The 26,226-nt window shown below is 65.1% G+C and carries 18 protein-coding genes and 1 tRNA gene; 14 read left to right on the top strand and 5 right to left on the bottom strand.

The genetic code is table 11. The features are described from left to right. The first annotated feature begins 49 nt into the window (after window positions 1-49). Window positions 50-751, top strand: a complete 702-nt coding sequence (phoB, locus tag ACFQU1_RS13265; RefSeq protein ID WP_378133230.1) for a phosphate regulon transcriptional regulator PhoB — start codon at window positions 50-52, stop codon at window positions 749-751. Window positions 752-1,142: 391 nt separating this feature from the next. Then, window positions 1,143-3,071, top strand: coding sequence for a zinc-dependent metalloprotease family protein (locus ACFQU1_RS13260; RefSeq protein ID WP_378133228.1), 1,929 nt, complete (start codon window positions 1,143-1,145; stop codon window positions 3,069-3,071). A gap of 76 nt (window positions 3,072-3,147) precedes the next feature. Here ACFQU1_RS13260 and ACFQU1_RS13255 read toward each other — a convergent pair whose 3' ends face one another. Then, window positions 3,148-3,678: a GcrA family cell cycle regulator gene (locus ACFQU1_RS13255; protein WP_378133226.1), complete on the bottom strand. Its 531-nt coding sequence runs from the start codon at window positions 3,676-3,678 to the stop codon at window positions 3,148-3,150. A 411-nt stretch (window positions 3,679-4,089) separates the two neighbouring features. On the opposite strand from ACFQU1_RS13255, the gene ACFQU1_RS13250 reads away from it, so the two are divergent. The 3 genes from ACFQU1_RS13250 to ACFQU1_RS13240 are packed head-to-tail and all read left to right on the top strand — an operon-like array spanning window position 4,090 to window position 7,246. Continuing rightward, window positions 4,090-5,298 (top strand): aspartate aminotransferase family protein, encoded by a 1,209-nt coding sequence (locus ACFQU1_RS13250; protein ID WP_378133224.1) that lies wholly within the window; start codon window positions 4,090-4,092, stop codon window positions 5,296-5,298. After that, window positions 5,295-6,263, top strand: coding sequence for an ornithine carbamoyltransferase (argF, locus tag ACFQU1_RS13245; RefSeq protein WP_378133222.1), 969 nt, complete (start codon window positions 5,295-5,297; stop codon window positions 6,261-6,263). Before ACFQU1_RS13250 ends, argF begins: the two co-directional genes overlap by 4 nt. Next, window positions 6,263-7,246, top strand: coding sequence for an Hsp33 family molecular chaperone (locus tag ACFQU1_RS13240; protein ID WP_378134040.1), 984 nt, complete (start codon window positions 6,263-6,265; stop codon window positions 7,244-7,246). The genes argF and ACFQU1_RS13240 overlap by 1 nt, the downstream gene beginning before the upstream one ends. A gap of 177 nt (window positions 7,247-7,423) precedes the next feature. On the opposite strand, the gene argE is transcribed toward ACFQU1_RS13240, so the two are convergent. Further along, window positions 7,424-8,587: an acetylornithine deacetylase gene (gene argE / locus ACFQU1_RS13235; protein ID WP_378133220.1), complete on the bottom strand. Its 1,164-nt coding sequence runs from the start codon at window positions 8,585-8,587 to the stop codon at window positions 7,424-7,426. 28 nt (window positions 8,588-8,615) lie between these two features. Beyond that, a complete protein-coding gene (apaG, locus tag ACFQU1_RS13230; RefSeq protein ID WP_378133218.1) occupies window positions 8,616-9,008 on the bottom strand; it encodes a Co2+/Mg2+ efflux protein ApaG in 393 nt (130 codons plus the stop codon). A gap of 148 nt (window positions 9,009-9,156) precedes the next feature. Between apaG and ACFQU1_RS13225 the strand changes: the two genes are divergently transcribed. From ACFQU1_RS13225 to cysW, 5 genes are all read left to right on the top strand, one after another. Then, complete coding sequence (locus ACFQU1_RS13225; protein WP_378133216.1) at window positions 9,157-10,269, top strand: 2'-deoxycytidine 5'-triphosphate deaminase; 1,113 nt, start codon at window positions 9,157-9,159, stop codon at window positions 10,267-10,269. A 145-nt stretch (window positions 10,270-10,414) separates the two neighbouring features. After that, the gene (locus ACFQU1_RS13220) at window positions 10,415-11,515 is read left to right on the top strand and encodes a sulfate/molybdate ABC transporter ATP-binding protein (protein ID WP_378133214.1); all 1,101 of its coding nucleotides are present in this window, start codon (window positions 10,415-10,417) and stop codon (window positions 11,513-11,515) included. Window positions 11,516-11,553: 38 nt separating this feature from the next. After that, window positions 11,554-12,579 carry a thiosulfate ABC transporter substrate-binding protein CysP gene (gene cysP / locus ACFQU1_RS13215; protein ID WP_378133212.1) on the top strand — a complete coding sequence of 342 codons (1,026 nt, stop codon included), beginning with the start codon at window positions 11,554-11,556 and terminating at the stop codon, window positions 12,577-12,579. A gap of 4 nt (window positions 12,580-12,583) precedes the next feature. Further along, window positions 12,584-13,450 (top strand): sulfate ABC transporter permease subunit CysT, encoded by an 867-nt coding sequence (gene cysT, locus ACFQU1_RS13210; protein WP_378133210.1) that lies wholly within the window; start codon window positions 12,584-12,586, stop codon window positions 13,448-13,450. Beyond that, the gene (gene cysW / locus ACFQU1_RS13205; RefSeq protein ID WP_378133208.1) at window positions 13,447-14,316 is read left to right on the top strand and encodes a sulfate ABC transporter permease subunit CysW; all 870 of its coding nucleotides are present in this window, start codon (window positions 13,447-13,449) and stop codon (window positions 14,314-14,316) included. The genes cysT and cysW overlap by 4 nt, the downstream gene beginning before the upstream one ends. Window positions 14,317-14,369: 53 nt before the next feature. Here the strand turns inward: cysW and ACFQU1_RS13200 are convergent, their stop codons facing one another. Beyond that, on the bottom strand, window positions 14,370-18,851 hold the full coding sequence (locus tag ACFQU1_RS13200; RefSeq protein WP_378133206.1) for an autotransporter outer membrane beta-barrel domain-containing protein: 4,482 nt from the start codon (window positions 18,849-18,851) through the stop codon (window positions 14,370-14,372). A 292-nt stretch (window positions 18,852-19,143) separates the two neighbouring features. On the opposite strand from ACFQU1_RS13200, the gene ACFQU1_RS13195 reads away from it, so the two are divergent. Together ACFQU1_RS13195 and ACFQU1_RS13190 are read left to right on the top strand one after the other, a co-directional pair. After that, on the top strand, window positions 19,144-19,440 hold the full coding sequence (locus ACFQU1_RS13195; protein WP_378133204.1) for a hypothetical protein: 297 nt from the start codon (window positions 19,144-19,146) through the stop codon (window positions 19,438-19,440). A 292-nt stretch (window positions 19,441-19,732) separates the two neighbouring features. Continuing rightward, window positions 19,733-19,807, top strand: a tRNA-Gly gene (locus tag ACFQU1_RS13190). Between the two features lie 48 nt (window positions 19,808-19,855). Here ACFQU1_RS13190 and ACFQU1_RS13185 read toward each other — a convergent pair. Further along, window positions 19,856-22,279 carry a glycosyl hydrolase family 28-related protein gene (locus ACFQU1_RS13185; protein WP_378133202.1) on the bottom strand — a complete coding sequence of 808 codons (2,424 nt, stop codon included), beginning with the start codon at window positions 22,277-22,279 and terminating at the stop codon, window positions 19,856-19,858. Window positions 22,280-22,648: 369 nt separating this feature from the next. Between ACFQU1_RS13185 and ACFQU1_RS13180 the strand changes: the two genes are divergently transcribed. Together ACFQU1_RS13180 and ACFQU1_RS13175 are read left to right on the top strand one after the other, a co-directional pair. Continuing rightward, entirely contained in the window at window positions 22,649-24,862 is a 2,214-nt protein-coding gene (locus tag ACFQU1_RS13180; RefSeq protein ID WP_378133200.1) for a PAS domain S-box protein, read from the top strand. A gap of 247 nt (window positions 24,863-25,109) precedes the next feature. Continuing rightward, window positions 25,110-26,192, top strand: a complete 1,083-nt coding sequence (locus ACFQU1_RS13175) for a malate/lactate/ureidoglycolate dehydrogenase (RefSeq protein WP_378133198.1) — start codon at window positions 25,110-25,112, stop codon at window positions 26,190-26,192. Window positions 26,193-26,226: the final 34 nt, after the last annotated feature.

Genomic DNA, 26,226 nt, shown 5'->3' with positions numbered 1-26,226 from the left:
TCGGGGCTCTGAGCCAATGGCAAACGGGCATGACGTCATGGACAGGCCGATGGGACCACGCATTCTGATCGTTGAGGACGAAGAGCCGCTGACGTTGCTGTTGCGTTACAACCTGGAAGCGGAAGGCTACGTGGTCGACAATGTCGCCCGTGGCGACGAGGCAGAAGTTCGCCTGCGCGAAACGGTGCCCGACCTCGTCCTTCTCGATTGGATGCTGCCGGGCTTGTCCGGTATCGAGCTCTGCCGGCGTGTGCGGGCGCGTGAGGAAACGCAGCGCCTGCCCATCATCATGCTGACCGCGCGCGGCGAGGAGGCCGAGCGCGTGCGCGGGCTGGCGACCGGCGCCGACGACTATATCGTCAAGCCCTTCTCCGTGCCGGAGCTTCTGGCACGGGTCAGGGCCCTGCTCCGCCGCACCAAGCCCGGGCAGGTCGCGACCCAGCTCATCGCCGGCGACATCGAGCTCGACCGTGAGACGCATCGCGTCAAGCGCGGCGGGCGCGAGCTTCACCTCGGCCCGACGGAGTTCAAGCTGCTCGAGTTCCTGATGCAGAGCCCCGGCCGCGTCTTCACGCGCGAGCAACTGCTCGACCGCGTCTGGGGGCATGACGTCTATATCGACGAGCGTACCGTCGACGTGCATGTCGGCCGCCTGCGCAAGGCGATCAACCGCATGCGCCGGCCGGACCCGATCCGCACGGTGCGCGGCGCGGGCTATTCCTTCGACGAGACTTTCTCGAAAACGGGCTGAGCCGGGCAAAGCCGCTTTAGACGTCATGGAGTAGACGCCGCCACTGTGCGCCCGAGAACGCTGGTGCTTGCACTCAGGCCAAGGGGGCCGGATATCGACTCTCGGAGGTCGAGGTGCACCTGATCCGGAGTCAGCCGCCCTTGATCACCTGAGCCATCGTGGTTCGCGAAGCGGTAGAACCCGTCCGCTCGACAAGCCGGACCAGCTCGCCACAGCTGGTCACATCTAAATAGCCGAGCATCAACGCGACCGAACGGTCTCATTTAGCGAATTGCAAGCGACAGTGATCGCGAGGTCAGAGTCACAGATCATAGTTGCGGCTGCATAAAATTTAATACAATGATATAGCATTGATTATATTAATGTATATGTGATATATTAGAGGTTTATTATGAGCAGTATTTCCGGAAGCAGCAACACGGACCTTTCCCAATCCCTTTCTGTGAGGGCCGATAAAGGTCCGGAGTTTACATTGCCACCTGCGCTGCCGCCCTCGGCGGATCCGGGCGATCATCCGGAGTTCAAACTTCCGCCGCCCTCCAACGAGCCAAGCGCCCAACTGGAACTCACACCGCCCCCCGCGGGCAGCCATGTCGACCCGATCGCCAGCGCGGTCACTTCTCTGACGCCTAACGACATAGACGGAGGTCAGCTTCCATCGGGTTACAGAAGCATAACATTCACTCTAAGCAATGGAAATTGGCGTAAATATTTAACCCTTCCAAAAAACCCCAACGACGGAGATCAAGTAACTATCGCATCAAGCGCGACACTCTTGGCGACTTTAACAGGAGAAAATTTAGAGGCAAGCAGCATAAACATCGCCAGTGGGAACAAATATACGTTCCAATATGATTTCAAAGAAAATCTATGGCGCTTTATGCCTCCTTCGAGCGACATGATGTCACCATCGACCGTGAGCGAGAATATCCCAGACGTCGCCAAAGGCAGCGCTCTCAGCATTTACACGATGTATAACGGCAGCTGGGCACCGAGCATCAAGCTTCCCGCGCATGCCGACGACAGCGCCGTGATCCTCGTTCATTCAGAGGCCACATATAATTCCAAGATCAACGGCGATAACCTTTTATATGCCGGCACGACAGATATCACGGCGGGCGATGCCTATGCATTCAAATACATGGCTCGCTTCGGCAAATGGGTGCTCGATAGAGGCCCCACGACGGAGCTGAACGCGACCGACGCGACGGCGGCCATGCCGCGGCCAACGACGCCGATAACGGTGGTGGACTTTTCGGACGAGAGTTTCCTGCCGCAGATCAAGCTGCCCGAAACGGCAGGCGATCGCGACCGCGTGATTCTGCGCTCCACTGCAGCGACGACGGCTGAAATTGATAGCTCGAACATCAACAATCCGGGCCCCACGAAACTGCACAACGGCGACACCTACGAGTTCCTCTACATTGCGGAAAAGCAGAAATGGGAGATGGTGCGAAGCCCGGATACCACCTACCGAGCCGGCGATCTGACCGACGGCAAACTGCCGCCCTTGGACAGGCCGAAGATCTTGGTTCACGTATCCGACGGCAACTGGCAGGCCAACATCGAATTGCCGCCCGGCCAACCATCCGGGAGCAGAGTTGTGTTCGACACCGTGGCCGCATGGAGTTTTTCGGTTACGGCCGGCAGCCAACGCTATCAGATCGACCAGGGCGAGACGGTCGCCTTCATCGTTAACGAAAAGGGCGAGTGGGAGCGGGAGACCATTACCATCGATCTGCTGCTGCTCTATAGCCATAAGGCCGCCGAAGATGTCGGCGAGCAAACAGTAAAAGACTATCTTCGCGATAGCTTTCAACTCACAAACGAGGCACTCGAGAACTCCGGAGCTAACTTCCGCTTCCGACAGGTCGGCACGGAAAAGATACACTCGGACGATAAATGGAAAACTCTTGAGGACGCGCTGCTAGCACTGCGGTCTCAGGCGGAAGCCCAAGCGCTAAAGAGCGAATTGAAAGCGGACGTGACGTTTTACGTCGGAACCGAAACGGGCGGAGGTCTCGCGTATGTGGGTGGCCCCGAAACTAACATGGTCGGCACCGGAAACATCTACAATCCAACCTCCGTTATGCGCCATGAGCTGGGACACGTCATGGGATTGGCGCATGGCGGAGAGGGGGGCTCCTACGCCCAAGGCTATCCGAATCTGCCGGACGTCATGTCCGGCAACGCAATTCCTTATTATGCGAACCCGAACCGCTATACGCCGGACTATGGAATTCCTATGGGCATCGAAGGACGGTACGATTCCGTTCGCGCAATGAACGAGAGAGCCGCACAGGTTGCAGCCTATCGCTGATCGACAATGCGGACCGGGGTGGCGGCGGGCCTGCCGCCGCCCCACCTCTGCCGGAGCAATCGCCAATTCGCCAAGCTCACGCCCGCTTGCGGTCGCGGCGGCGGTCGGCGACCGGCTGATAGGCGATGCGCGAGTGATGCGGGCAATAGGGCAAGCCGACGATCGACCGTGCCCCGCAGAAACGGAAATCGGGGCTCGTCGGATCGCCCAAAGGCCAACGGCACATGGACTCCCTAAGCTCCATGATCGTCACGCGCTCCGACATCGGTACGACCACATCCTCGCGCGGGGCCGGCGCATAGACCGGTAGCGGAGCGGCCTCCGCGGACGGTTGCGCCGCCAGCGCTGTATTGCCGCGGGTGTGGGGGCCGGCTGCCGGATGGGATTGCTGGCCAGGCGGGCGGATCGGCTTGCGCGGACGGGGCGTCGTGGCGCCCGCGGCCTTGGCGCGACCGGAGAGGCCGAGCCGGTGCACCTTGCCGATCACGGCGTTGCGCGTGATACCGCCGAGCTCGGCGGCGATCTGGCTGGCGCTCAGACCTTCCGACCAGAGCTTGCGCAAGAGCTCCACGCGCTCGTCGCTCCATGTGATGCTCGGGTCGGTCATTGCCTTCTCCGTCAGCGGCTGCCGTGCGCCGAATCCCTCACCCGTCACGGCTCGCCCTGGTCGGGCCAGACCGCGTCGCATCGTCGGTACGAGTGCGAGTGATAAGATCTGCTACACGAGATGTCGTAGTCGTTGGAAGGGAAACTACAATATGGCCGGACTCGGGGGCAAGAGTCGCCCTGCCGCCTATTTCGTTTTCCCCAGGAACCTGTGTTCTTTCTGCCAAGCTTGCATGTCGCGCAGAAAGCACCATCGGTGATGCCACCGATCAAAGTGTTTGAATTGACACTGGGGCCATGACCTTTAGAATTGGGAGAGTGCCGCCCCCTCTCGGGCGGCACTTTGATTTTCCGGGCTTTGGGCCTTAACCCCCGATCGCCCGGCATCCGTCCCCCTGTGGAGGCTTTGACCGTGAATTCGCCGCTGCTGCCAACCTATGCACGTCCCGATGTTGTGTTCGAAAAGGGCGAAGGCGTGTGGCTCGTCACGCGAGACGGCGAACGATATCTCGACCTCGGGGCCGGGATCGCGGTGAACTCCGTGGGTTACAGCCATCCGCATCTCGTCGAGGCCTTGACCGACCAGGCGGCCAAGCTGTGGCACACGTCGAACCTCTTCCGCATTCCGGAGGGCGAGCGGCTCGCCCAGCGGCTCGTCGATGCCAGCTTTGCGGATACGGTGTTCTTCACCAATTCCGGCGCGGAGGCGCTCGAATGCGCCATCAAGATGGCGCGCAAATATCATGCTGTGAGCGGCTCCCCCGAGCGCTTCCGCATCATCACGGTGGAAGGCGCCTTCCACGGCCGCACGCTCGCCACCATCGCCGCCGGTGGCCAGAAGAAATATCTGGAGGGCTTCGGCCCGAAGGTCGAAGGCTTCGACCAGGTGCCGTTCGGTGATTTCGCCGCGCTCGAGGCAGCGATTGGGCCCGAGACGGCGGCCATTCTGCTGGAGCCCATTCAGGGCGAAGGCGGCATCCGCCCCTTTCCGCTCGGCGATTTGCGCCGCCTCCGGCAGATCTGCGACGAGAAGGGCCTGCTCCTCATCTTCGACGAGGTGCAGTCCGGTGTCGGTCGCACGGGCAAGCTCTTCGCGCATGAATGGGCTGAGATTTCGCCCGATATCATGGCGGTCGCCAAGGGCATCGGCGGCGGCTTTCCCATGGGCGCCTGCCTTGCCACGGCAGAGGCCGGCAAGGGCATGACGGCCGGGACGCACGGCTCGACCTTCGGCGGCAATCCGCTCGCCATGGCCGTCGGCAATGCCGTGCTCGACGTGGTGCTCGCCGACGGGTTCCTGGAGCATGTCCGGCAGATGGGAATTCTCTTCAAGCAACGGCTGGCGTCGCTGCGTGACCGCTATCCGGACGTGGTCGAGGACATACGTGGCGAGGGCCTCATGCTCGGCCTGAAGGTGAAACCGCCGAACAACGAGATCGTGGAAGCCGCCCGCGCCCACCATCTCCTCGTCATCGGCGCCGGCGACAATGTGGTGCGCCTGGTGCCGCCGCTCGTCATCAGCGAAACGGAAATCGCGGAAGCGTTCGATCGTCTCGAGGCGGCCATCAAGGCCGTATCGCAGAAGGCGCAAGCGGGCGACACACGGAGGGCTCTGCCATGACCGCCGGCGTGAGGCCCGCCGTCTCCCGGCCGACGGGGGACGGCCCGCGGCATTTTCTCGATCTCGCCGATTTCAGCGGCACCGACTTGAGGCGCGTGCTCGACGCGAGCGCCGCCTTGAAGGCGGGGCGGCGCAAGGGCGAACCGCCGCGCGAGCGGCCGCTCGCCGGCAAGGTGCTGGCGATGGTCTTCGACAAGCCATCGACGCGCACGCGCGTGTCCTTCGATGTCGCCATGCGCGAGCTCGGCGGCGAGCCCCTGATGCTGACCGGCGCGGAAATGCAGCTCGGCCGCGGCGAGACCATCGCCGATACGGCACGGGTGCTGTCGCGCTATGTCGATGCCATCATGATCCGCATTCTCGACCACGCCGCCATGCTGGAGCTTGCGGAACACGCCTCCGTGCCGGTGATCAACGGCCTGACGAAGCTCTCGCATCCCTGCCAGGTGATGGCCGACGTGCTCACCTTCGAAGAGCATCGCGGAGCGATCAAGGGCCGCACGGTCGCCTGGACGGGCGACGCCAATAATGTGCTGGCCTCCTGGGTGCAGGCTGCCTCACGCCTCGATTTCCGTCTCAATATCGCATCACCGTCGGAGCTTGCGCCGCGGTCGGAGCTCATCGCCCGGGCGCGCGGCGACGGGGCGGAGATCACGGTCACGGACGATCCCTTCGCCGCAGTCAAAGGCGCCGATGCGGTCGTGACCGATTGCTGGGTGTCCATGGGCGACGAGGACGAAGGCCGCCGGCACAATCTGCTCAAGCGCTACCAGGTCAACGGCAAGCTGATGGCGGCGGCGAACCCGGACGCCATCTTCATGCACTGCCTGCCCGCCCACCGCGGCGAGGAGGTCACGGACGAGGTCATGGACGGCCCGCATTCGGTGGTCTTCGACGAGGCCGAGAACCGCCTGCACGCGCAGAAAGGCATTCTGGCCTGGTGTCTCGGGGCCGTCGGCGGATGATGGATACCGGCGTCCTGCCCGACGACGATCGCGTCCTGCCCTTCGCGGTGGAGGGCCTCGATGTGCGCGGCCGCGTGGTCAGGCTCGGGCCGGCGCTCGACACGATCTTGAGCCGGCATGCTTATCCGCCGCCGGTCGCGCGGGTGGTGGGCGAGGCTGCGGCTCTCACGGTGCTCCTCGGCTCAGCGTTGAAGTTCGACGGCCGCTTCCAGCTGCAGACCCGCTCCGACGGCGTCATCGACATGATCGTGGTCGATTTCGATGCGCCCGACCGGCTGCGCGCCTGCGCGCGGTTCGATGCGGACCGGCTCGCCGCCATGGGCACGGCGGGCACGCTCGGAACGGGTGAGCTCATCGGCCACGGCCATCTGGCGTTTACGATCGACCAGGGCGCCGACATGTCCCGCTACCAGGGCGTCGTTGCGCTGGAGGGCGAGGACCTGGAGGCCGCGGCCCACCAGTATTTCCGCCAGTCCGAGCAGATCCCGACCCGCATCCGGCTCGCCGTCGGCGAGGCCCTGACGAGCGAGGATGGCGAGGCCCGGATGCGCTTTCGCGCCGGCGGATTGATGGTGCAGTTCCTGCCCCAGTCGCCCGAACGCATGCGCCAGGGGGACCTTGCTCCAGGCGATGTGCCGGAGGGCCACGAAGGGTCAGCGGGCGACGCTTTCGAAGACGATGCCTGGGTGGAAGCCAAGCTTCTCGCCGACACGACCGAGGACCACGAGCTCCTCGACCCCACCCTGCCTAGCGAGCGCCTGCTCCTGCGCCTCTTTCACGAGCGGGGCGTGCGGGTGTTCGAGACCCAGCCGGTTCGCGAGGAATGCCGCTGCTCGCGCGAGCGCATCATCTCGATGTTGCGCAGTTTTTCGCCGCAAGACCGGGCGGACATGATCGGCGACAACGGCCGCATCGGCATCACCTGCGAATTCTGCTCACGCCATTACGAGGTCGATCCGACCGAGCTGAAAAGCGAGGGGTAAGTGCCCTTGCCTCGCGTCATCCCGGAAGTGCCGCCGGCGCTATCCGGGATCCAGAACCGATGTGGATTAATGATCGAGCGCGAACGGCAAAGTAAGCCTTGAACCGGCACGGCCTGGATCCCGGGCCCTTCGCTTCGCGCGGCCCCGGGGTGACTTGGAACGGCCCGTTTACTGATCCTACCCTGCTAGCCTCGCCGTCAGCCGCCGCAAAAATTCAGATCCCGCTTCGAGCTCGGCGAGCGTAATGAACTCGTTCGCCTGATGCGCCCGGTCGATGGAGCCCGGCCCGCAGACGACGGTAGCCACGCCCGCATTCTGGAAATGCCCCGCCTCGGTCGCGAAGGCGACCGTCGTCGTGCCGTTGCGGCCGGTGAGCGCTTTCACGAGATCTTCCGCCGGGGAGCCCGGCCAAGGCTTCAGCCCTGGAACGGCCGCGTGGCAGATGGTGGTGATCGAGGCCTCCGGTGCCGTGCGGCGCATGCGCGCAAGCACGACCTCCTCCGCATAGCGGGCGAAGCGCAGCGGAATTTCCTCCTCGTCGAGATCCGGCAGGCCGCGGAACTCCCAGTCGATCACGCATTGCCTGGCCAAGATGTTGCGCGCCGTGCCCCCCGCGACAGTGCCGACATGGATCGTCGTGCAGGGCGGGTCGAAGCGCCCCGAGGCGTCGCCCTTCACCTTGTAGAGCTCGCTCAGGCGATCGAGCTCAGCGACGAGCAGACCGCCGGCCATCACGGCGCTTGCGCCCAGCGCCGGTTTAGCCGAATGCGCCTCACGGCCGCGCACGGTCGTGGTGAAGGTCACGACGCTCTTATGCGCATCGACGATGGCAAGATCGGTCGGCTCGCCGACGATGGCGATTTCCGGCCGCGGCAGGTCGATGCCGAAGCGGCGGATGCCGTCCACCACGCCGAGGCAGGTGAGTTCCTCGTCGTAGGACAGGAAGAGGTGGATGGGCCGGGCGAGATCCGCCGCCAGGAAATCCGGCACATGGGCAAGCGCCAGCGCCACAAAGCCCTTCATGTCGACGGCGCCGCGGCCGTAGGCGCGGCCCTCCTCCACATGCAGGCGATAGGGATCGCTCGCCCAGCTCTGGCCGGCCACGGGCACCACGTCCGTGTGGCCGGAGAGCACGACGCCGCCGTCGACCGCCGGGCCGATCGTGGCGAAGAGCGCCGCCTTGTCGCGCTCGGCATTCGGCAGCCGGACAGCCGGCACGCCCCAAGCCTTCAGATAATCCTCGACGAAATCGATGAGCGCCAGATTGGACTTGGCGCTCTCCGTGTCGAAGGCGACGAGCTCCGCCAGCATTTCGAGCGGCGTCAGGCGGGTGCCGGCCATTGCTCCTCCTGGCGCCTGGGGCGCCGCATCAATGCACGACGCGTTTCACATAGGGACTGTCGAGCGGAAACAGCGGAATGTCTATCATGAAGGTCTCGCCGCCCGCGCTCTGCATGACATAGGTCCCCGTCATGGTGCCGTGCGGCGTCTCCAGCGGGCAGCCGCTCGTATAGCTATAGCTGTCGCCGGGCGCGATCACCGGCTCCTCGCCGACGACGCCCGCGCCGCTCACCTGCTGCTGCCGGCCGAAGCCATCCGTGATCTGCCAATGCCGGGCTCTCAGCTGCACGGCTTCGGCACCGAGATTGGTGATCTCGACGGTATAGGCCCAGAAGAAGCGGTTCTGACCGGGCGCGGATTCCTTCTCGAGGAAGCGTGGCTCGACACCTACGCGAATGCTGCGAGTGACCGCTTCGTACATGGCTGCGCCTCCAGTCAACGCACGGCTGTTGGTTAAGCCTGCCGGGGGTGCATCGTCAATCGCTTGCGGTGTCGCTGGCCTGTTCTTGCTTCACGCAGCGCCGGCATTCCGCTAGGAGGACTGGAGCATTGTCCGAATTAGAGACCTCATGGCCAGCACGCGCCCACCAATCGTCTCCGGTATCCAGCCCGCGGAAGCCATCGTGGCGCTCGCGCAGGCGGGCGTCATCCGCACGCCGGAGCCCTTCGCCGGCGACCAGGTGCAGCCCGCCAGCCTCGACCTCCGGCTGGGCCGACGCGCCTTCCGGGTGCGCGCGAGCTTCCTGCCTGGTCGTGGCCGGCGCGTGGAGGAGCGCCTCGGGTCCGTCGCTCTGCACGAGATCGACCTGACACGCGGTGCGGTGCTCGAAACCGGCTGCGTCTATATCGCCGAGATCCTGGAAGGGCTCGCTCTGCCAGACGTGCTCTCGGCGGCCGCGAATCCCAAGAGCTCGACGGGCCGGCTCGATGTCTTCACCCGCGTGATCGTCGACGGCTCGCGCGAGTTCGACATCATCGATGCCGGCTATGCCGGGCCGCTCTATGCCGAGATTTCGCCCCGCACCTTCCCGGTGCTCGTGCGCACCGGCGCGCGGCTCTCGCAATTGCGCTTCCGCGCGGGCGCCTGCCGGCTTGACGACGACGCCCTCGCCGATCTCCACCAGCGCGAGGCCGTCGTCACCTCGGCGGCGCCCTCCATTCAGGACGGCGTGGCCGTCAGCGTCGATCTCTCGGGCTTCGGTGAGGACGGACTCGTCGGGTTTCGCGCCAAACGACACACCGGCCTCGTCGATATCGACCGCATTGCGGCCTATCCGGCCCGCGACTTCTGGGAGCCGCTCCATGTCCACGGCCAGGGCTCGCTGGTGCTAGACCCCGGTCAGTTCTATATTCTCGCTTCCAAGGAGGCGGTGCATGTGCCGCCGGACTTTGCTGCCGAGATGGTACCCTTCGATCCCCTCGTCGGCGAATTCCGCGTGCATTACGCCGGCTTTTTCGACCCCGGCTTTGGCCATGCCGGGGCCGGCGGCGCGGGATCCCGCGCCGTGCTCGAGGTGCGCTCGCACGATGTGCCCTTCATTCTCGAAGATGGGCAGATCGTCGGACGCCTGATCTACGAGCGCATGGCGGCGCGGCCACGCGTGCTCTATGGCGCCGGGGCCGGCTCTAACTACCAGGCCCAGGGGCTCAAGCTTTCCAAGCATTTTCGCATGGGCGAGTGATGTTGGAATAATTACAAGATTTTTCTGGTATTATTTCGTCAATCACAGGTCTATTGAGTTTTTTCGATTGACGCTCGATATAAGGGCGTGAAATCGTGGCGATCTTCGCTGCATCGAGACATCTTCGAAGAACGGGCGACACGCAATGGGCGTCGAAATCAGCCAAGTCTTCAAGCAGTTCGGCCATGTGCCGGTGCTGAAGGGGGTCGATCTGTCGATCGCCGACGGCGAATTGGTCGCGCTGCTCGGTGCGTCCGGCTCGGGCAAGACGACGCTCCTGCGCATTCTGGCCGGGCTCGACTGGCCGCAGGCGGGTGCCGTCGCCGTCGACGGCGACGACTGGCTCGCGTTGCGCCCGCAGGAGAGGCAGGTCGGCTTCGTCTTCCAGCACTATGCGCTCTTTCCGCATATGAGCGTCTTCGACAATGTCGCCTTCGGCCTGACGATCCGCCCGCGCGACCGGCGGCCGGACAAGGCGGACATCGGCCGACGCGTGACGGAACTGCTCGAACTTGTGCAGATGGGCGACTTCGGTGCGCGTTATCCGGCACAGCTGTCCGGCGGCCAGCGGCAGCGCGTGGCGCTCGCCCGGGCGCTCGCCATCGAGCCCAAGATGCTCCTGCTCGACGAGCCCTTCGGCGCGCTCGACGCCCGCATCCGCAAGGAACTGCGCCGGTGGCTTCGCCGCCTGCACGACCAGCTCGGCATGACCACCGTCTTCGTGACCCATGACCAGGAAGAAGCCTTCGAGCTCGCCGACCGCGTCGTGGTGATGGGCGAAGGCGTCATCGAGCAGGTCGGCACACCCGACGAAATCTACGAGCGGCCGGCGAGCCCCTTCGTCGCGCGCTTCCTCGGGGGCGTGAACGAGATCGCGGCCGAGCTCAGCAACGGCCACGTGCTCGTGCCCGGGGCCGATACGAGCCGGCTCGGGCGCATGGCGCTCGGCGACGGCCGGGCGATCCTCTTCGTTCGCCCGCAGGAGATCGATTTGACGCGTGAGGCGGGCGGGGCGGCGCATATCCAGGACATCGTGTCGAGCGGCGCCACCATCCGCTACGACATCGCCCTGCCCGGCACCGACAAGCCCGTCGAGGTAGAACTGCCGCGCGGCGCCGAGGTGGTGCCACTGCTCGCCCGCGGCGATGCGGTGCGGCTCGACATCCGGCGCGGCCGTGTCTTCCATCCGCCGACCCGCTCCGCCAGCACGGGCGAAGGCGCGCGCACCGCGGTCGCCGCCCACTGACCTCTGGTTCAACGAGCCAAGCACATCAAGGACATGTGATGAAGCGTCTTGCCGGCCTCACCGCCGCTTTCATGACCGCCGTGGCCATCGCCGCGCCGGGCACGCAGGCCCAAGCGCCCGCACCCAAGCCGGTCGAGATCCTCAATTCCTCCTATGACGTGGCGCGCGAGCTCTTCGCCGCCATCAATCCGGCTTTCGCCGCCGATTGGCAGGCCAAGACCGGGCAGACGGTGACGATCCGCCAGTCGCACGGCGGAACGTCCGCCCAGGCGCGTTCGATCCTCGAAGGGCTGCCGGCCGACGTCGTCACCTTCAACCAGGTGACGGACGTGCAGATCCTGCACGACCGCGGCAATCTCATCGCCGCCGACTGGCAGAAGCGGCTGCCGAATTCCGCCTCGCCCTTCTATTCCCTGCCCGCCTTCCTGGTGCGCAAGGGCAATCCCAAAGGCGTCAAGAACTGGGGCGACCTCATCAAGGAGGGCGTCCAGGTCGTTTTTCCCAATCCGAAGACCTCGGGCAATTCCCGCTACACCTATCTCGCGGCTTACGGCTATGCGCTCGAGGCGAACAACGGTGATGATGCCAAGGCACGGGACTTCGTGAAGCAGCTCTTTGCCCATGTGCCGGTGTTCGACACCGGCGGGCGCGGTGCGACGACGACCTTCGTCGAGCGTGGCATCGGCGATGTGCTCATCACCTTCGAATCCGAGGTGAACGGCATTCGCCGCGAATATGGCGACCAGGGCTTCGAGGTGGTCGTGCCGCCCGTCAGCATTCTCGCGGAATTCCCGGTGAGCGTCGTCGACAAGGTGGTGGACCGCCGCGGCACGCGGGAGGTGGCAACCGCCTATCTCCAGTTCCTTTATGGCGATGCCGGCCAGGAGATCCTCGCCAAATTCTTCAACCGCGTGCATGCGCCCGCCGTTGTCGAGAAATACAAGGCGCAGTTCCCGGAGGTGAAGCTCCTCAAGGTCGAGGACGTGTTCGGCGGCTGGGACAAGGTGACGAAGGAGCATTTCGCGTCCGGCGGCATTCTCGACCAGGTCTTCGTCAACCGGTGATCCGATGAGCGCCCCGGCCGCCCTTGCGAGCACCATACGGGTGAAGCCGCGCGCCCGGCGCGTTCTGCCGGGCTTTACGCTGACGATGGGGCTCACCCTCACCTATCTCGGCGTGCTCGTGCTGCTGCCGCTCGTGGCTCTTGTCCTAAAAGCGGCGGATATCGGCTGGGCCGGCTTCGTGCAGGTGCTGACGAGCCCGCGCGTCATCGCCTCCTTGCAGCTCACCATCGGCGCCGCCGTGATCGCGACGGCGTTCAACGCCGTCTACGGGCTGCTGATGGCCTGGATCCTGGTGCGCTACGACTTCCCCGGCAAGCGGATCATCGATGCCCTGGTCGATCTGCCCTTTGCTCTCCCGACCGCCGTGGCGGGCGTGGCGCTCACCGCCCTCTTCGCCAATAACGGCTGGTACGGCCAGTGGCTGGAGGCCGCCGGCATCCAGGTGGTCTATACGCTCTCCGGCGTCGCCCTCGCCATGGCCTTCACCAGCGTGCCCTTCGTGATCCGCACGGTGCAGCCGGTGCTGGAGGATCTCGATCCGCAGATCGAGGAGGCCTCGGCCACGCTCGGTGCCTATCCCGGCACGGTCTTCCGCCGCGTCATCCTGCCGGCGATCGCCCCCGCCTATCTCGCCGGCTGCTCGCTCGCCTTCGCCCGCTCGCTCGGCGAGTTCGGCGCCGTGGTCTTCATCGCCGGCAATCTGCCCTTCAAGACGGAAATCGCCGCGCTCCTCATCTTCATTCGCCTGGAAGAGTTCGACTATCCGGCCGCCGCCACCGTCGCGGCAGTGCTGCTCGCGCTCGCCTTCGTCATTCTTTTTGCCACCAATGTGCTGCAGGCCCATTGGCAACGGCGCACGAGGTCCTCATGACCGGCGCGACCGCCCTCTCCGCACGCCGGGCCGTGCCGAGCGGCATCGAAGCCGCCCGACACGACAGCTCGCGCCTCGTGCCGCGCCTGCTCATCGGCACCGGGCTCGTGCTGACGGCGCTTTTCATCGTCATGCCGGTCATCGTCATCTTCGCCGAGGCCTTCGCCAAGGGCGTCGCAGGCTACCGCGAGGCGATCACCGCGCCCGAGACGGTGAGCGCCATCTGGCTGACGGTCATCACCGCGATCATCGTGGTGCCGGTCAATATCGTCTTCGGGGTCTGCGCGGCCTGGGCGATCACCAAATTCGATTTTCCGGCCAAGAAGACGCTGATCAGCCTGATCGAGCTTCCCTTCTCCGTCTCGCCCATCGTCGCCGGCGTCGCCTATCTGCTCGTCTACGGTTCGCAGGGCCTCTTCGGCGAATGGCTCGCCGCACATGACCTGCGCATCATGTTCAGCCCGACCGCGATCGTGCTCGTGACGCTCTTCGTCACCAGTCCCTTCGTGGTGCGCGAACTGCTGCCGCTGATGCAGGCGCAAGGCTCGAGTCAGGAAGAGGCGGCCGCGACGCTGGGCGCCACGGGCTTCCAGATCTTCCGCCGCGTCACCCTGCCCAATATCCGTTGGGCTCTGCTCTACGGCGCGGTGCTGTGCAGCGCCCGCGCCATCGGCGAATTCGGCGCCGTCTCGGTCGTCTCCGGCCGCATCCGCGGCGAGACCAATACGCTGCCGCTGCAGATAGAGCTGCTCTACAACGACTACAACGCGACCGGGGCCTTCGCCGCCGCCTCGACGCTGACGGTCATCGCGCTCATCACGCTGGTGATCAAAGCCACGCTGGAGCGGCGCATGGGCGAGCGCTAACCGCGTCGCCGCCATCCATTCCTGCGGTGCAGCCGCCCAGGCAGGGACCGCGCTTACCAGACGACCTTCAGACCGAGCCGACCCGCCCAGCCGGTGCTCGCGCCACCGTCGACGGAGAAGTCGTAATCACCAGAGGCGAATAACGCGGCGTTGTCCGTGATCTGGCTCGTCGCCCCCAGGCCGATTTGCGCCATGGTGCCGGCAGACCCGGCGCTGAAGGCGACAGGATCGAGACCGTCGAGAGCCCTGAACGTGGTGCGCGGCACCTCGCCGAAGCCGTGCCACAGATTGGCACGCAGCCAAGTCGTCAGCGGCCGGGACTTGCCGCCCTGCTCGATGGTGGCGGTATGCGTCAGGCGGGCTCCGACGCGCCCCAAAAAGCTGTCAGTATCGTCGTAGGAAACGAGACCGAAGGCATCTCCGCCGCCATCCAGCGATACGCGCTGGTAGACGATCTGCGCCTGCGGCTCCAGCGTAAAGCCGTTACCGAGGGCGATGGGATAGCCGCCCTCGAGCGATGCGGTTGCGCCCCAGCCGTCGCTCGACAGGCCTTGGCCCAGCACGGACCGCGCCGTTACGTCGGCATACCAATTGCCTTGGACCACCGCGTCCAGATACCAGCCCGTGGGTCCGTAATGGGTCCAGTAGAGCCCGAGGGAATAGCCTTCGAGCGACAGGGTGCCGGCGGGACCGCCGAAGACATGCTTGACATCGCCCTCGGCAAAGCCGGCCGAGACGAAGAAGCCTGCATGATCCCGCGAGCCGTCCTTGTCCTCGCGCCGGAAAAGATCCATGCCGGCCTGCAGGGCGCCGAAGTCATATGAGTAGCTCGGGCCATGCCCTGACCAGAAGGAGCCTTCCTTCCGCTTCCCGGTCTCGCCGAAAGCCCGACCCCACACCCCGTACTGCCGATAGGCGTTGCTGCCCGGCTGCGCACCCGCATAGAAGGCATTCTGTTCGGGCTGAACCGTGCAGCGAAAGTTCTTTTCAGGGTTCTTGCACCAGATCACGCGCGGGGCTGCAGAAGCAGGGGCGAGCGCCATCGCAGAGCCAGCCATCGGCAAATCGTCGCCAATCCGCTCGTGGAGGGTGCCGACCATCGCAAAACCGAACTGCTGAACGAGAGCCGGCAGCGCCGAATAGAGCGGGACCTCGACCCGGTAGTTGGGAACGACCACGGCCGGCGGCCGAGCCGGAGCCGGAGGTGCCGGACCTGGGTCGGTCGGCACCTCGCCTGGATCGACCGGCGGCGGGCCGGGGTCGACGGGCGGCATTTCGATGACCCTTATGTTTCTGAGATACCAATTCCCGTCGCCGGGGTCACCGCCGGCCGCCGCGTTACCGCCGAGAAACAGCCCGTATTCATAAGCGCCCGCCACAACGCGATCGCCCAGGGCGAAGACTCCGGACGCAGAGGCGCCAGGCGCCTTCTCACGCACCTCGACGACCTCGATGCCGTCGCCGACGGTGAGCGCTCCCGACCCACCCGCATTGGCAATCGCGAGTTGGGTCGGGGCACTGCCGAGCACGGTGGTGTCGACGACGAGCACGTCCGATTGGGAGTTGGCGCCGCCCTCGTTCAGGACGGTATCGAGGCGCAACTGGCCGCCGTCGGCGATATAGACGCCGGTTCCCGGCGTGCCGCCGGCCACGGCATTGCCAGTGATGACGAGAACGTCGCCCGCGACCGGGCCGGAGCCGCCGGTTTCTGCGTCCATCATGGTAATGACGCCGGCATTGCGAAAGGTGCCCAAATTCAGGATCTGGGCCTGCTCGACGCCGCTCTGCGACATGTCGTGGAAGGCGGGATTGAGATTCGCAGGCACGTAAGCGCCAGTCTGGTCGACCGTCGCTGCACCGGTGACGGTTACGAGCCGCACAGTGCCTGTCGCTTCATTGTCGAACGCGTTCGTGCCGCCTCCGAAATCGGAGATCGCGACGCGCTCGGTATCGCGAACACCGTCTCCGTCCGTGTCGGCGAAGTGCCGAAGGTTGAACGAATTCGACGACCAGTTGACGAAACTGTCATCCGCAGAGCCGAGCTCGACGAAGCCGGTGATCGTGCCGAAGTTCGTGATGGTCGCCGGTGCGCCCGACGTCACACCGAGCCGTTCGAGATCTGCCACCGCCCGGTCCGACAGGGCGCCAATGACGCCGTTGTTGAGGAGCGACGCGGTTCCTCCGTCCGATCCAAGCAATATCCCGGCTGCCGAGAAGCCGCTCGCCGGGCTCGTGCCGGCCACGTCGCTCTGCCAACCACCGGCGATCGTCGTGCCCGCTCCAACAGTGACGGTTGCATCGCTCGCGTTTCTTGCAGCGGCGACGAGACCCGCACCGAACTCACCGCTCGCCGTGACCGTCGGCCCTTCGGCGACGATGGAGGCACCCAAAGCGCCTATGGCGAGGGCTCCGACGGAACTCGCGCCCGACACGGCGATGACGGAGCCTGCCTCGAGAGCGACGGCCGCCGGAGCACTTGTGCCGAAGCCGAAGGAGACGGCATTGACGCCATCGGCGAATGCGCCTCGGGTCTCGATCGTGCCTCCGACCGTGACGAGGACCGGACCGGCCATGCTGCCCGCATTGATTCCGAACGCGTGATCCTTGGCGGTGGAAAGGGTCGTTCCAGCCCGGGTGGTTACCGTGATCGGGCCATCGCCTGAAGCCGCCTCGATCGCGGACGCAGCTTCCCCCGCAGTGGTGATATCTCCTGCGGTGATCGTAAGAGCGCCGGCATCGGCTTCCGCAAGGATGCCGGTGGCGCGCCTGGTCGCGGGCTCGCCAAGGGTCGTAATGCCCGCATCGGCGGTCACCGTGACGGTTCCATTTCCTGAGGCGAAGGCCCAGATGCCGGACGCCCCGTCCCCTTCGGTCGCGATCGGACCCGCAGCGGTCACGGTGACATTGCCGGAGGTATATTGGCTCAACGGATCGAGCGGATTCAGGCCGGCCACGATGCCGTGGGCCTCACGCCCGGTGCCGGCAGCACGGTTCCCGGTCGTGATCGCCCCGGCTGCAACAGTGACGGCCGCCGCACCGGTGTTCCAGGCCGCCACACCCGGCGACTCGTCACCTCGTGTGGTGATCGCGGCTTGTGCGTCAACGGTCACACTGCCCCGGATCGCCTGCGCAAGAATGCCGGCGGCGTTGACACCGGACGTCGAGATGGTCCCGCTTCCGTTTGTAGCAATGACTATATTGCCGTTCCCGCCTACGGTGAAAGCACCGGAGGTCGCCTGACTGATGACGGCTTGAATGCCCGCCGAGGTGACATCAACTCCGAGCGCCGCGAATTCGGGAACCGGAATGCTGTCGCCTGTTGTGTTCACGGCGCCGCTCGACGTGATGGCGATGTCGGAACTCAGGGCGATTGCCGCAATGCCACCAGACGACCCGCCCGCTGTCGACACGCTGTTCAGGTTGTCGATGGTGATGGTGCCGCCCTTAGCCGTGCCGAAGAACGGGGCATAGGTGCTGAGCGCAGCGATGCCGGGAGCGACATCGCCGGCGGTTTCGACGGAACCGTTGTTGAGGATGTCGACCGCCCCGCCGCGGCTCAAGGCGGAGATGCCAAAGGCCCATCCGCCCGCGGTCCTTACGGCGGCTCCGATTGTGTCTGCGGAGCCGTTAGTGATCTGCACGGCGCCGCCCGTCGGTGTGAGGGCAATCAGGCTGGCGTCAATGGCGTAGATGTTAGTGAGGCCGCTCGCCCCGCCGATACCGGCGGATTGATATCCCTGTGTTGTGATCGTTCCTCCTGCAAGGGAGACACTTGTCCCGCCACGATTGGCCGCCGCGGCGATGCCAGCCGATTGGGCTCCGAGGGTGGAAAGATCCGCACCGGTGACGGTGACTTCAGTGACAATGCTCGTCGTATTCGTCGTTCGATTGTTCTGCGCGAGGATCGCGCCGCTTGCCGTCGCACCTTGAGTGGTGATGTTGCCCGTCACTGTGATCGAGACGAGATTGCCTGCTGCACCCGCCGTGATGCCGGTCGCTTCATTTCCGGTCACCAAGATCGCGCCGCTGGACGAGATGGTAACCGTCCCGGCGCCACGCGCGCGGGTCGTGTCGCCCCAAGTCGGGGCCTCGTTGTCGACCGTATTGGAACGGCCGATGATGCCGTCGCCCTCGTTATTGAGGACGGTAATGTCAGCGGTCGAATTGATGATGACATTGCCGTTGAGAGAATCGAGACGAAGGCCATCGCGGTCCGCGCGAGCGGGATCGCCGACGGTGACCGCGACCACGCCCTCCGTCGTCAGCGAGAGATTGCCACTCTGCTCGATGCTCACCCCGTCCTGGCCGAGCGTATTGTTGATCGTCGTGCCGTCGGTGATCGTCAGCGACAGATTGGGAACGTTTCCTACGGTGGGGTTGTCGTTCTGATAATCCAGACCGCTCGGATAATTGCCGCCGTCAGGCCCGCATGTAAAAGAGGGAGCTGCCGCGGAACATGCGGCGAAGGCCGCTTTACTCGTAAGCGCCAGGACCAAACCGATTGCGCTCGTTCCGAGCGAGACCTGTTTGAGCATCGCCCCTCCCATGCGCTGCCAGAATCAGCGCTTATCATCAGCCGCCAATCCATAAGTGGTACCATGGTAGAATTAGGGAGTATAGGGTTTGCTGGAGTGGCCCTCTACAGTTCACCCCTCCTTGACGCCGCTATCCCGACCGTCCTAATGCTGGCCACGGTAAAGTTTGGACGCGTTGCCGCGACGGCATCGCTGCCGCCGGTTTATATTCCCCGCGAGGGGCAGATGATTGTTGAAGAATTTCTTTGGTGAGCGAGGGGCTGGGGATGTCTGTCGCTTGTGGAGACCTATGATGCCGAAGCCCACGAAGGCGCCGTTGCCGGCGACCGAGGAAAGAGCACCTTTCGCACTCGATCTCGATGCTCCATTCGTCTCTTTTGATAACATACCGGCCTTTGGCATGACGAACGGACTCTTCAACATCGTCTTGGCGGCCTCTCGGCCCACGGTGATGACGGACGGTCAGGTTCCGAATGTGTCGGTCGTGCGCGCGCAGCTCCAATGCAGTCTGGAGGGGCTACAGCTCTTGCGAACTTCGATCGAGCAGCTCCTGCTGCTCGCCTCGAACGCGCAGGGCCAACCGAGCTGATCCACCGCGCGTTCACGACTTCGCGTAGCGCAGTCCATGCGAGCAGGCGGATCCTTTATCCGTGCTGTCGGATTCCGTCCGTCGCGACCGGCTAAGCCTCGGTGAGGTCAGGCGCGCCGCATACGGCCGGCGCATATTCGGTGCGGCGCGCGCTCATCAACGCTGACGCGCGCCGCGCTGCGATGGGCTTGATCGACCCGGGGCAAACCGAGTAGAAGGAGGTCCCACCTTCGCCAGCTATGGCTCAGGTGCGACCTCTATGCGTAAACGCCGATCAACAACGGCGTTTTAGGCGGGCGTAGTTCAGTGGTAGAACGACAGCTTCCCAAGCTGTATGTCGTGGGTTCGATTCCCATCGCCCGCTCCACAATGCTTAGTAGATTCCTTTATTGTGGTGGCGCCTGTCAGAGCGTGATCAAGGCCCTGCATTGCCGGCGGCGAAGCCCGTCCAGGTAGAGCCCCTATTCAGCCACGTGTTCTGCGGCTGGCGGCTCGCGAAGCCGACGCTCCCGGCGAGCGGAGCGGCGCCGCGCTCAAAACTGTTCCGGTAGAGAACCGTATTGTATTTGCGTGAGCTCTGCGGCGGGGGCGCCTTGAAGGCGCCGTCATAGGTCCACAACAGCTGAAAGGCGTCGATGAAGCCGAAGGGCAGGTCCTCGAACCTGTTTCCTTCGAAGACGGTTGTGTTGAAATCCGCCCCGTCAAAGGTCCAGCTTTCAAATTCGACGCCGATATGGGCAAGGCGTTCGAAGCGGTTGTTGCGGTAGATATGGCCGAGCCCGCCCCAGATGCCGGCCTCGCCGGCCTCGGCGAAGCTCGTTCCGACATAGAGCCCGCTGTTGCTGTCGCTGACATTATTATTCGAATACTGCAGGAAATAAGGGCTCATGCCGCCGGTCGAGGCAAGGGCGACCGTCATCAGGCCGTGTCGCATCTGCCGGACCTGGTTGCTGTCGACCACCATGTCATAGACATTGCCGTAGAGCAGGACGGCGGTGGAATTGGAATCATGGGCGCTGTAGCTCGCCCGGCCCTCGAAGCTGTTGCCGTAGATGGCAGCACGATAGGCCGCGCCTGCGAGCGCAAAGCGGCTCGATGCGTCGGGCACCACCTTCCAAGGGGTCTCCAAGGTCGCGCTACCCTGGCGCACGGCGGTGATCGCGCGGCGCTGGCCGGCGCCGCGACCGCCGACGATGACGAGATCCCAGCCGACCGCTGATGGCCCGATCGCAGAGGCGGAAAAGGAAGCCGTCGTCTCGCTCGCCCCCCTAAAACCCTCCAGGAGCCCGCCGCTCGCCATCTCGAAGCAGATCTGCTCGCCCTTGTTGCAATCGACCTTCGAACAGTCGTGCGGTGCAGCATTATGCGAGACGTTGCCACCCCAATACAGGTTGCGCAGGCTGCCGTGATGGCCTTGGGCGACGAAGAAGCGGCCGATGCCATGGCCGTCGTCGCGGCTCTCATCGGCATTGGCGAGATCGTTGCCGACCATGGCGAGATCGCTCCCGCCCCACAGCGCCACGACGCTCTCGCCATAGCCCGTCATGCGAAAGCGGTTGCCGGTCATGAAGATCTGCCGGCTGTTGCCGTAGAAGGAGCCGTTTTCGATCATCTCCGATGCGTTGATGAAGATGCCGCGGGAGTCGCGCGTCTCTAGCGCCGGCGCGTTCCAGGCCCTGATGCGCACGGCCTCGAGGCTGAAATTCGAAACCGCGGGGATCCACAGGAGCGGATGTTTGCCCGTGTTTCCATTGGCATCGAGCGTCAGCGCCTCGAAGCGGGCATTCTCCTCTGCGCCGTCGATCAGGCTGCCGTTGAGCAGGGCATCGAGCACGATCTCCGTCTGGTCCATGCCCTCCCCCAGCCATCGCACATTGTCCGGCGCTTGGAGCGGCGCGGAAACCAGATAGCGCCCGGCTGGAAAATGAAGCGTGGCAGGCGCTTGTGCCGCCGCCGCCGCGAGCGCCGTCCGGACGGCATTCGTATCGTCGACCGTGCCGTCGCCCTTTGCGCCGAAACGCATCACGTCGAGGACGGTCTCCGCCTGCGCGGCCCAAGGCGAGCGGTCGAGCACGGTAAGTGCGAGCGGGCCGCTCCAGCCGAAGCGCCCGCCGTGACCGTTGTGAATCCAGACCTCATAGGCGCCGGGGGCGAGCGACGGCAACCGGACATCCACCTTGAAGGGATTGACCGCGACCGGCTCGATATAGCGCCCGGCTCCGCGCGCGGGCTTGATATAGACAAAGGAGGTGGCGGTGCCGTTCGCGCGGGCGAGATTGCGGCCGAAGACGGACACCACCGCGCCCGTCGTGGCGTTATCCGGCCCGATCCACCACGCCTCCGTGCGGTTGACGGCGACCGGTGCGCCGTAGCGGCCTCGCCGTTCGGGCCAGAGCAAGTACATGGACCAGGGTGGTAATGTGGTCGGCAGCAGGAGAGATGCGGCCGTTTTGTCGGCCCGGAGCGTCGTGATGCTGCGCACCGAGCTGGTTTCTGCAGCGCCATCCTGCGCGAAGACGGCAAAACGCGTTTCGCCGTCGAGATCTACGCCCGTCATCGTCACGATCTGGTCGCGATCGGCCGTGCGCGCGCTCTCGGCAATGAGAGGACCCGTCGCGCTCGTCGGAAAGCTCGGCGGATCGAAGGCATCGGTCCCCTCCGGCAGGGGCGGCTCGGGGATTGGAACGGGAAAGCCGAAATCGGCGGGCGAGGCTTGGCCCGCGGTAGGCGCGGTAGCCGCGATCGATTCATACGAGGGGCTGGCTGCGATGCACAGCGCCGCCGCGAGCGCGATCAGGAGAGCCGGGGCACCGCGCCGGTCATCATGAGGTCGGAGCATCGGGCACCTGCCGAGGCGCAACAGGGCGCATTGTCATGGCCCGTTCGCGGCCTGTGGGACATTAGGTCCGAGGTCCGCCTGCGAAAACCTGACCAAAAGGATGCGTCCATGCCTCAGATGGAGATTGCGCCCACTCTGTCTGCCAGCCCGAGGGTCTTGCGATGAAGCGGCCAACTGATGCACCGTGAGCACATGCATCCGGTGATTTGCGCAAGGCTCCGGCACAAAGGGCGAGCTCGGGCGTTACGTAGCCTAGGTCCAGTTTGTTGGGTTGGAAGCCGCTGTCAGGGAGCGCGGATAGCCCAGAACGCGACAGACTGAGACGAGGCTGGTAATTGAACCGTTGTTCGGGGTGGGGCCAGGTCTGTGATGAGTGAAGGCAATGCTGGGCCGGAAGGCGGCGCGCAGACCATTTCCGGCTCGGAGTGGCGCCAGATCGTCAATAGTGCGACCGATACCGCAATTATCAGCACAGACCCGCAGGGCCGGGTAACGAGTTGGAACGAGGGCGCGCGACGCATTTTCGGCTGGACCGAGGCCGAGATGACCGGCGAAAGCCTCGACCGCATCTTCACAGAGGAGGATCGCGCGCGCGGCCTGATCGCCCGCGAGATGGCGGACGCCCGGACAAAGGGACGCGGCGGGGGCGAAGAGGGCTGGCGCCTGCGCAAGGGCGGCAGCCGCTTCTGGGCCTCGGGCGAGATGACGCCCATTCGCAATGGGCAGGGCGAGATCGTCGGTTACGTCAAGATCCTCAGGGACCGCACAGCGCAGCGCGAGGCCGAAGAAGCGATACGCGAAGAGAGGTGGGCGCTCGAAATTCTCAACCGCGCCGGCTCTGCGCTGGCGAGCGAGACCGATGTCCACCGGCTCGTACAGATCGTGACGGATGCCGGCGTGGAGCTGACCGGCGCGGAATTCGGCGCCTTCTTCTACAATGTGCTCGATCAGGCCGGCGAACGCTATACGCTCTACACCCTCTCGGGTGCTCCGATGGAGGCCTTCTCAAAATTCCCGATGCCTCGGAACACCGATGTCTTCGCGCCGACATTCAACGGCGAAGGCATTGTCCGGTCGGACGATATCACCAAGGACCCGCGCTATGGCCGCAATGCCCCGCGCAAGGGCATGCCGGAAGGACATCTGCCGGTCCGCAGCTATCTGGCGGTTCCGGTGATCTCGCGAACGGGCGAGGTGACGGGCGGTTTGTTCTTCGGCCATGCGCGGCCGGGCGTTTTCACGGAGCGTTGCGAGCGTCTCCTGGTCGGGCTTGCCGGGGAGGCCGCGGTCGCGATCGACAACAGCCGGCTCACCCAGCAGAGCCAGCGGGAGATCGAGGAGCGCAAATGGGCCGAGGAGGCCCTGCGCGAGCTCAATGCGACGCTGGAACAGCAGGTGGCGGAACGCACCGAACAGCTGCGTCAGAACGAAGAGGCGCTACGCCAGTCACAGAAGATGGAAGCTGTCGGCCAGCTCACCGGCGGTGTGGCGCACGACTTCAACAATCTGCTGCAGATCATCATCGGCAATCTCGAGACCCTGCAGCGCAACCTGCCGGCCGGCTCCGGGCGGCTGCAGCGCGCCGCCAGCCATGCGATGAACGGCGCGCGCCGCGCCGCCTCGCTGACACAGCGCCTGCTCGCTTTCTCCAGGCGCCAGCCGCTCGATCCGAAAGCCACCAACGTAAATATTCTCGTCAGCGGCATGTCGGAGCTGCTGCATCGCACCCTGGGCGAGACCGTTTCTGTCGAGACGGTGCGCGGCGCGGGGCTCTGGCAGGTCGAGGTCGACCCCCACGAACTGGAAGCCGCCATCCTCAATCTCGCCGTCAACGCGCGCGATGCCATGCCAGAGGGCGGGCGACTGACCATCGAGACCGCCAATACCCATATCGACGAAGCTTATGCAGCCGCCCATGCGGAGGTGCTGCCTGGCCAGTATGTGGTGATCTCCGTGTCCGACACGGGCTCCGGCATGGACGCGAAGACCATAGCGCAAGCCTTCGAGCCGTTCTTTACGACCAAGCCGGTCGGCAAGGGCACCGGCCTCGGGCTGAGCCAAGTCTACGGCTTCGTCAAGCAATCCGGCGGGCATGTGAAGCTCTATTCGGAGATCGGGCAGGGAACGACGGTCAAGATCTATCTTCCCAGGCTGATCGCGGACGGCGCGGAGGCCGAGAGTGCGGACGCCCTTCCGCTGCCCGAGGGCCAGACGGAGGAAACGATCCTCGTCGTCGAGGACGACGACGATGTGCGCGCCTATTCCGTCGAGATCCTGCGCGAGCTCGGCTACCGGGTGCTCGAGGCCCATGACGGCCCCTCGGCGATCCGGCTGCTGGAACGTCAGCCGCATGTGGACTTGCTGTTCACCGATGTCGTTCTTCCGGGCGGAATGACGGGCGCGCAAATCGCCGTGCAGGCCCGCCAGATCCGGCCGGAGATTAAGGTGCTCTTCACCACGGGCTATGCGCGCAACGCCATCATTCACCAGGGTCGGCTGGACAAGGGCGTGCATCTGATCACCAAGCCTTTCAGCTTCGCCGATCTCGCCACCAAGGTGCGGGACGTCATCGACGCGCGGTGAGCCCGGCCCTGCGAGACGCGCTTCCCAGTTCCCGACACGCTCGTTACTTCATCAAGAGCGTCGCTGGTCTCCGGCCTGAACGCGTGCCCGAACTGCAACGGCGACCAAGTCCGGATGAGCTGGCCGCAGAGCAGGTCCTCCACTAGGGCATGCAAACGGTCTTGCATTGCGGCCTCTTCAAAGGCCTCTTGGCTGAGCTTGGGATAAACAGAAGTCCGAACGCGACAGGTGACGGGAGAGAAACGGAATGCTCATCGCGGCAGCGCGCCTTCAGGACATGATCAGCGACATTTTCCGTGCGGCGGGCTGCTCTGAGGCCGAAAGCGCGCGCATCGCGCTCTATCTCGTCCGCTCCAATCTCGCCGGTCACGACAGCCACGGCGTGGTGCGGGTGCCGCGCTACCTCGATCTTTTGCGGACGGGTGACCTCTTTCGCGACCGCGAGCTCGAAATCATCTCCCGGTCGGACGCGCTCGCGATCGTCGATGGCGGCTACGGCTTCGGCCAGACGGTCGGCCCGCTGGCGGTCGAGCTCGGCATCGGCATGGCGGAGGCCGCCGGTACCGCCATCGTTGCGCTGCGGCATGCGGGCCATCTCGGGCGCATCGGCGAATGGGCGGAGATGGCGGCCGCCGCAGGGCTCGCCTCGGTCCACTTCGTCAATGTGGCCGGCAGCATGCTGGTCGCCCCCTTCGGCGGCGTCGACCGGCGCTTTTCCACAGCGCCTTTTGCGGCGGGCTTTCCCGTTCCGGGGGAGGCGCCGATCGTCCTCGACTTCGCCACCTCCGCCATCGCCGAAGGCAAGGTGCTGGTGGCGGCAAACGGCGGCAAGCCGATCCCGCCGGACAGCCTGATCACCCCTGCGGGCGACCTCTCCGGCAACCCCGACACGCTCTATGGGCCGCCGACCGGCGGGCCACGCATGGCCAAGAACGGCGCCGGGGCGATCCGCGCCTTCGGGGAGCACAAGGGCTCGGGCCTTGCCCTGTTCTGTGAGCTCCTGGCCGGCGCGCTGACCGGGTCCGGCTGTGCCGGCCCAGGCGAGCGGCGCTTCGCCAACGGCATGCTGTCGATCTATATGGCGCCTGCGCATTTCGGCTCCCCCGAGGCCTTCAGCGCTGAGACGCGCGGCTTCATCGACTTCGTGAAGAGCGCGCGTCCTGCCACTCCCGGGGGTGAAGTGCTCGTGCCCGGCGAGCCGGAGGCGCGCATCCGCGCTGAGCGCTCCAACAACGGCATTCCGCTGCCGGACGAGGTGTGGGCCTCGCTGTCGGAGGCCGCGCGCGCGGCCGGCCTCTCGCCCGACACTTACGGCAGCCATCCGGCCTAAATCCCCGGGCAATGCAAAAGCTGACACCTAGGCC

The organism is Chelatococcus sp. GCM10030263, assembly GCF_042666455.1.
Classification (GTDB): domain Bacteria; phylum Pseudomonadota; class Alphaproteobacteria; order Rhizobiales; family Beijerinckiaceae; genus Chelatococcus.
Note: the sequence above shows the minus strand (reverse complement) of the source record. Positions and strands in the feature narration are given on the sequence as shown.